Source organism: Kiritimatiellia bacterium (genome assembly GCA_028715905.1).
Lineage (GTDB): Bacteria > Verrucomicrobiota > Kiritimatiellia > JAAZAB01 > JAAZAB01 > JAQUQV01.
Genome location: JAQUQV010000091.1, coordinates 501 through 6049, shown reverse-complemented (window position 1 = coordinate 6049; position 5549 = coordinate 501). Strand labels below are relative to the sequence as shown.

7 protein-coding genes and 1 pseudogene are annotated in these 5549 nt (G+C 56.4%); all 8 read left to right on the top strand.

The genetic code is table 11. The annotated features are described in order from the left end of the window. Positions 1 to 431, top strand: a 431-nt coding sequence (locus tag PHP98_11395; GenBank protein MDD5484233.1) for an ATP synthase subunit I, incomplete at its 5' end; no start/stop codon positions are given. A 3-nt stretch (positions 432 to 434) separates the two neighbouring features. Further along, positions 435 to 1169: a F0F1 ATP synthase subunit A gene (gene atpB / locus PHP98_11390; GenBank protein MDD5484232.1), complete on the top strand. Its 735-nt coding sequence runs from the start codon at positions 435 to 437 to the stop codon at positions 1167 to 1169. A gap of 124 nt (positions 1170 to 1293) precedes the next feature. Beyond that, positions 1294 to 1527, top strand: a pseudogene (atpE, locus tag PHP98_11385) (ATP synthase F0 subunit C). Positions 1528 to 1730: 203 nt separating this feature from the next. After that, complete coding sequence (atpF, locus tag PHP98_11380) at positions 1731 to 2219, top strand: F0F1 ATP synthase subunit B (protein MDD5484231.1); 489 nt, start codon at positions 1731 to 1733, stop codon at positions 2217 to 2219. 1 nt (position 2220) lies between these two features. After that, the gene (gene atpH / locus PHP98_11375) at positions 2221 to 2760 is read left to right on the top strand and encodes an ATP synthase F1 subunit delta (GenBank protein MDD5484230.1); all 540 of its coding nucleotides are present in this window, start codon (positions 2221 to 2223) and stop codon (positions 2758 to 2760) included. A 39-nt stretch (positions 2761 to 2799) separates the two neighbouring features. Continuing rightward, positions 2800 to 4320, top strand: a complete 1521-nt coding sequence (gene atpA / locus PHP98_11370; GenBank protein ID MDD5484229.1) for a F0F1 ATP synthase subunit alpha — start codon at positions 2800 to 2802, stop codon at positions 4318 to 4320. 51 nt (positions 4321 to 4371) lie between these two features. After that, entirely contained in the window at positions 4372 to 5262 is an 891-nt protein-coding gene (gene atpG, locus PHP98_11365; GenBank protein ID MDD5484228.1) for an ATP synthase F1 subunit gamma, read from the top strand. A 137-nt stretch (positions 5263 to 5399) separates the two neighbouring features. Then, the coding region (locus PHP98_11360; GenBank protein MDD5484227.1) for a hypothetical protein at positions 5400 to 5549 on the top strand (150 nt) is incomplete at its 3' end.

Sequence of the window (5549 nt, the reverse complement as noted above, 5' to 3'; positions counted from 1 at the left end):
TTTTTATTGGCCGGAGCGCTGGCGGCCCTCCTGAACGTTTATTTCAGAGTCCGGCAGAGGACAAAGGAGCGATGATTTTTTACCGTGAAATCCTGGCGGGCGTTGCAATCGGCCTGGCGCTCGGGGCGGTTAATTTTTATCTGATGCGCCTTTTTGTGCGCATGGCCCTGAAGAATCCGGGCCGCGCCCGCGGCGTGTCTCTGATTATCGCGGGTTATGTCCTGCGTTATCTGTTAATCGGCGCGGCGGTGTTCGGGCTGGTGAAATTAAACGAACATAGAATCGCGCTGATTGGTCTGGCGGCGCTGGCTTCCCTGACGGTTCTTCTGGCGTTCCGGCAGAGAGGCCGCGCGAAAACCGCGGCCGGCGTTTCCGGAGAAACGGGCCGCCGCAATGAATCCGGCGGTAAAAGCCAAATTACGGACGCATGAGCCATGCATGAAATTGAAGGTCCGCTTTTATTTGAATGGTTAAGCGAGCATCTCGGTCACGGCGTCATCCCCCGCGAACTGCTCGCCTGCTGGTTCGTGTTTGCCATCCTGCTGATCATGGCCGGGGCCGCGCTCCGGAGGATCAGTCTGCGGCCGGGCGGAATTCAGATTTTTTTTGAGCTTGTTTGGGAATATATTGCCAAACTCTGCGTTCAACTTGGGGGAGAGGAAAACAAGCGGCTTCTCCCGTTTTACGTCACGCTTTTTCTTTTCATCATGTTTTCCAACTGGATCGGCCTCATCCCGGGGTTTGCCTCGCCGACCACGAACGTGAGCGTCAACGCCGCCCTGGCGCTGATCGTGGCTTTTTCAACGGAATTCCTGGGCATCCGGCAGAAAGGCCTCGGGGGGTATTTGAAGCATTTCTGCGGTCCGCCCTACTGGCTTTTTCCCATTTTCGTCGTCATCCGCGGCCTGGAAGTCTTTACCCGGCCTTTATCGCTGACCATGCGGTTGTTCGGCAATATGCTTGCCAAGGAAATCATTCTGGGCGTCCTGGTCTACATGGCGACGCTTTTTTTCTTCTCGTCGGACATAATCGCCAAGACGCTTTTGCCGGTGCCGATTCTCTTGCGGCCGGCGATTATTTTGCTGGGCGTTCTGGTCGGCCTGGTCCAAGCGCTTGTGTTCACGGCGCTTTCCATGTCATATATCGGCAGCGCCTTTGAAAAACATTGAACATCGTTGAAGAAAACCTGAAAAACATTCTTGACAGCGGGGGGATAACGTTTAACCTGCAACATTCAAGTTTGCGCGGATTTTTTTTTCGCAAAAATCAATCAATGAGGAGGGTAACGGAAAAATGGACATATTGACGGTATCGGTGTTTGCGTCGGCGCTGGTTGTGGGAATAGGAACCATTGGCCCGGCCATCGGCCAGGGCATGGCGGTGAACGGCGCCTTGCAGGGCATATCCCGCCAGCCCGAGGCGGCGGGGCCCATCGGCACCAACCTGATCATTGGCTTGGCCTTCATGGAATCGCTGATGATTTACGGGCTGGTGATCGCTCTTCTTCTGCTCTTCGCCAATCCGTATGTCAAGCCGATCATGGCCGAACGGGAAGCGCAGGCGCAGGCCGAGGTCCTGAAATATAAGGCGGAACAGATTCAACTGCAAAGCCAACTGGATGCGCGCCAGAAATCGGCAGGGGCGGAAACGAAATAGGGCGTTAAGCGTCGGTTTGTTTTATTCAATTCGCGCGCTTTACGCCGCGCGCGTTCCGTTGCACGCGATCAGCCATGCTTGATATCAACATCTCGCTCATAGTCGGACAGGTTGTTACCTTCCTCATCGGCCTGCTTGCGCTCTGGCACATCGCCTACAAGCCGATCACCCGTATTTTCAAACAGCGGGCCGAAAAGATCGGAGCCGATTTGGACTCCGCGGAAAAAGCGCGCCGCGACATGGAACGCCTCAAGGCGGATTATGAAGCGCAAATGGCCCGGGTTGCGGAGGAAACCCAGAACATGATGAACAAGGCGGTCAAGGAGGCTCAAGTCATTCATGACGAAATAGTGAACGGCGCCATGGAGCAGAGCCGGATTATCCTGGCGCGGGCCCAGGAGCATATTGAGCTTGAAAAACAAAAGGCCGTCAGGGACCTGCGCCAACAGGTGACGGAAATTTCCCTGCTGGTCGCCGAAAAGGCCATCGGCGAGACGATCAACAGGGATTTGCAGCGCCGTCTCGTTGATCAGCTTTTCACGCAGGTGGAGGCTAATAATTAAAATGCTTGACGCCGGATTAGCCAGACGATACGCGCGGGCGCTCCTCAATTCGGTATCCAAAGGGGAGAACGTGGAAAAAACCGCTTCCGATTTGCATCTGGTTTTGCAAACCTGCGCCGCGAGCGGAGAATTGCGCGTCTTCCTCAATTCGCCGGTCGTCCCGCTGCCGGCGAAGCAAAAAATAATCAAAGCGATTTTTGCCGGGAAAATTGAGGGATTGACCGGGGATTTCCTGGAACTCCTGCTTGAAAAGCAAAGGTTTAACCTTCTTTCCGGCATCAGCGGCGCGCTGGAATCGCTGATTGACGAAATGCGCGGACGCACGCGGGTGGGCATCGTCAGCGCCCTGCCGGTTGACAAAGGTGAGCGCGCGTATCTGCTCGCGCGCCTTGAAAAATGGCTCAGGCAGAGCGTGCTTCTGGAGGTGAAAACCGACCCGGCGCTTTTAAGCGGCATCCAGGTCCGCGTTGGCGATCGGGTTTATGATGGCAGCGGCCAGGGCCGTCTGGCCCAGATTCGCGCTGTGCTGCAGGCTTCATGAAATGTCGGATAAACCTTATAAATTCCTATGAGTGACCAGATTAAAATACGTCCCGAAGAAGTTACCGCGATTTTAAAACAACAACTGGAAAATTACCGCGCGCTGGCGCAAGAAACCGATGCCGGCACCGTCCTGCAGGTCGGCGACGGTATCGCCCGGATCTACGGCCTCTCGCGCGTGATGGCCAGCGAATTGATCGCCTTCCCGCACTCCGTTTACGGCCTGGCCATGAATCTGGAACGCGACAACGTCGGTTGTATTGTGCTCGGCGACGACACCCGAATTGAGGAGGGCGACCAGGTCCGTTGCACCGGCCGTATTATTGAGGTCCCCGTCGGGAAGGCATTGCTCGGCCGGGTGGTGAATGCCTTGGGGCAGCCGGTGGATGGCAAGGGCGTGGTGCCGACCAATAAAACGCGTCCGATTGAACGCCGCGCGCCGACGGTTACGGAGCGCCGGCCGGTTTACCAGCCGCTGCAAACCGGCCTGAAGGCCGTGGATTCTATGGTACCGATCGGCCGCGGTCAGCGCGAACTTATCATCGGCGACCGCCAGACTGGCAAAACGGCCGTGGCGGTGGACGCCATTATCAACCAGAAGGACACGGATGTGGTCTGCATTTATGTGGCCATCGGCCAGAAAAATTCAACCGTGGCGCAGGTCATCAAGGCGCTTGAGGATAACAAGGTCATGGAGAAAACCATTCTGGTCAACGCTTCCGCTTCCGAGCCGGCATCTCTGCAGTATATCGCGCCTTACAGCGGCTGCGCCATGGCGGAAGAGTTCAGCGAAAATGGCGGCCATGTGCTGATTGTCTACGACGATTTGTCAAAACATGCCGTTGCCTACCGCCAGATGTCGCTTTTGCTGCGGCGCCCGCCGGGACGGGAGGCCTATCCGGGCGATGTTTTTTATCTGCACGCGCGTCTGCTGGAGCGCGCCGCCAAATACAGCGATGAAAAGGGCGGCGGCAGCATCACGGCCCTGCCCATCATTGAGACGCAGGCCGGCGACATATCGGCTTATATTCCAACTAATGTCATTTCCATCACCGACGGGCAGATTTACCTGGAAACAGACCTCTTTTACGCCGGCAATCGCCCGGCCATAAATGCGGGACTTTCCGTTTCCCGCGTGGGCGGCAAAGCCCAGATCAAGGCCATGAAAAAAGTGGCCGGACAACTCCGGCTTAACCAGGCGCAGTATCGCGAGCTGAAGGCGTTTTCGCAGTTCGCCGCCGACCTTGACAAGACGACCCGCGGGCAGTTGAACCGCGGCGAGCGCCTTACGGAAATTTTGAAACAGGACCAGTATAAACCCCTGCCCGTGGAAAAACAGGTTGCCGTCATTTTCGCCGGGGTTAACGGTTTCCTGGACGATTTGCCGGTCGCCGCGGTGAAAGATTTTGAAGCGGGGCTCTTCCGCTACCTTGACGAAAACGCCAGCGATCTTCTCCGGGATATCCGGGAAAAGGGCGAATTGAATGAAAATTTGGAAAACCGGTTGCGCGACATGATCGGCAGGTATAAAAACAGTTCACCGAAAGGCGCGGACCGCTGAAAAGCGGATTGAAATTCCCGAGCTTTCTCCGCCGCCGGTTATCGTTCAGTTATGAATCCACGCGAAGTCAAAATCCGCCTGCGCGGAGTGCGTAAAACCCGGCAGATCACCCGCGCCATGAAAATGGTCGCGGCCGTGAAACTGCGCCATGCGCAGGCGGCGCTGGCCAACGCCCGGCCTTACGCCGAAAGAATGCGCGCGCTCGCCGCCGCGCTGTTTGCCGGAATTGCCCCCGCCCGGGACGAGCATCCCTTTTTTTCGCCGCGGCCCGTTGAAAACATTCTGTTCGTCGTTGTGGCCTCCGACCGCGGCCTTTGCGGGAGCATGAATGCCAATGTTTTCCGCCAGGCCTTGCGGGCGGCCGGCGATTTTGAAGCGGAAAACGGCGCGGCAAAAGGACCGGCCATTCACTTTTTTTTAATCGGACGCAAAGCACGGGATTTTTTCAGGGCGCAGCGGAACGCCCGCCCCGATGCCGCCTGCCGCGTCCGCGAAGAGGTTAACTTCGCGGGTATCAACGCCGTTCAACTGGGCCGCCGATGCTGTGATTTTTACCGCCGGGGCGAGTTTGACCGGATAGAGTTTTTTTACAACGAAACCCCTTCCGGCCTTCAGCATTATCCGGCGCGCGCCGCGCTTTTCCCTCTGGATGTTGCCCGGATGAAAAAAGATATCCCCGTTGCCGGCGATATTATCCTGGAACCGCCCGGTCCGGACATGCTGGATGCCGTCATCAACGCTTATGTTGCCGGCGAAGTGCGGAATATTTTGATGGAAGCGGAAGTGGCCGAACACGCGGCGCGCATGCTCATGATGGATCTGGCGACAAAAAACGCGGATGACTTGATTGCCGAAATGCAGATGGCCATGAATAAACTGCGCCAACGCCTGATCACCAACGAACTCGCGGATATAACCACCGGCGCGGAGGCGGTTGGATAAGCTTGTCCGCGCCAAAAACATTCATGAAAAAAAACAGTGCTTGATCAAAAACAACTGGCGTTTGATTTACGCCGGATCAAAATCCGGCGCGGCGGAAACGGGATGTGCTTCATGGCGCAAGTTTAAGAGGAGTGATTATGAATAATGGATATGAAGGCAGGGTGGCGCAGGTCATCGGAAATATTGTTGACGTGGAATTCCCCGGCGGCGAACTGCCGCTGATTAACGTGGCTTTGCGCATTAAACGGGACCATCCCGACGACCAGGGGCACAGCGAGGTCATTGCC

What these genes read in the sequence shown, in the direction of transcription:
- atpH (MDD5484230.1), top strand. Translation starts at nt 2,221, where the DNA reads ATGCTTGACGCCGGATTAGCCAGACGATACGCGCGGGCGCTCCTCAAT.
- atpF (MDD5484231.1), top strand. Translation starts at nt 1,731, where the DNA reads ATGCTTGATATCAACATCTCGCTCATAGTCGGACAGGTTGTTACCTTC.
- atpG (MDD5484228.1), top strand. Translation starts at nt 4,372, where the DNA reads ATGAATCCACGCGAAGTCAAAATCCGCCTGCGCGGAGTGCGTAAAACC.
- atpB (MDD5484232.1), top strand. Translation starts at nt 435, where the DNA reads ATGCATGAAATTGAAGGTCCGCTTTTATTTGAATGGTTAAGCGAGCAT.